This is a genomic window from Noviherbaspirillum malthae (assembly GCF_015352985.1).
In the GTDB taxonomy this organism is placed as follows: Bacteria; Pseudomonadota; Gammaproteobacteria; order Burkholderiales; family Burkholderiaceae_D; genus Noviherbaspirillum; species Noviherbaspirillum malthae.
This window is the reverse complement of sequence record NZ_JACYXF010000196.1, coordinates 1-909: the sequence shown is the minus strand read 5'-3', so window position 1 is coordinate 909 and position 909 is coordinate 1. Positions and strand designations below refer to the sequence as shown.

1 protein-coding gene and 1 pseudogene are annotated in these 909 nt (G+C 62.0%); both read left to right on the top strand.

Going from position 1 to position 909, the window contains the following annotated elements; all coding sequences use genetic code 11:
* Positions 1-630: transporter substrate-binding domain-containing protein (locus tag IGW03_RS37735; RefSeq protein ID WP_194727498.1), on the top strand; the 630-nt coding region annotated here is incomplete at its 5' end.
* A 90-nt stretch (positions 631-720) separates the two neighbouring features.
* Positions 721-909: pseudogene (locus tag IGW03_RS37730) on the top strand (amino acid ABC transporter permease); the annotation flags it as partial.

Here is a 909-nt window from a genome sequence, read left to right as displayed (position 1 = left end):
CGCATTCCGCTCATGGCCAACGGCACCATCGACCTCGAGTGCGGTTCGACCACCAACAACGTCGAGCGCCAGAAGCAGGTCGCCTTCGCACCGACGACCTTCGTCTCGGGCAACCGCCTGCTGGCCAAGAAGGCTTCCAACATCAACAGCCTCAACGACCTCAAGGGCAAGACCCTGGTGTCGACCGCCGGCACCACGTCGATGCGCCAGGTGACCGCGCTCAATACCGAGAAGAACCTGGGCATGAACATCCTGTCGGCCAAGGACCATGCCGAGGCTTTCCTGATGGTGGAAACCGGCCGCGCGGTGGCCTTCCTGATGGATGACATCCTGCTGGCTTCGCTGGCTGCCACATCCAAGTCGCCGGCCGACTACGCCATCACCAAGGATGCGCTGCAGCTCGAGCCCTACGGCATCATGCTGCGCCGCGACGATCCGGGCTTCAAGAAGGTGGTCGATGATGCGATCGTCGGCGTGTTCAAGTCGGGCGAGATCAACCGCATCTACGCCAAGTGGTTCCAGTCGCCGATTCCGCCCAAGGGCGTGAACCTGAACTGGCCGATGAGCGACCAGCTGAAGAAGATCACCGTCAAGCCGACCGACTCCGGCGAGCCGGCGGCTTACCAGTAATTCTCGATCTTTCCGAGCGCATGCCTTTGCCGTGCAGTCCTCCTGAAATTTCAAGCAGGCTGCGCGGCATTCGATATTAGAAAGCAAACCATGAACTACAACTGGAACTGGCGCATTTTCTGGGAGCCGTCACCCGACGCCGTCGGCACCTACATGGACACGCTGCTGTCGGGCCTGTACTGGACCCTGGCCACCGCCTTGCTGGCCTGGATCATGGCCCTCGTCCTCGGCGCCGTCATCGGCACCCTGCGCACCCTGCCCAACAAGCTCGTCGTGCGC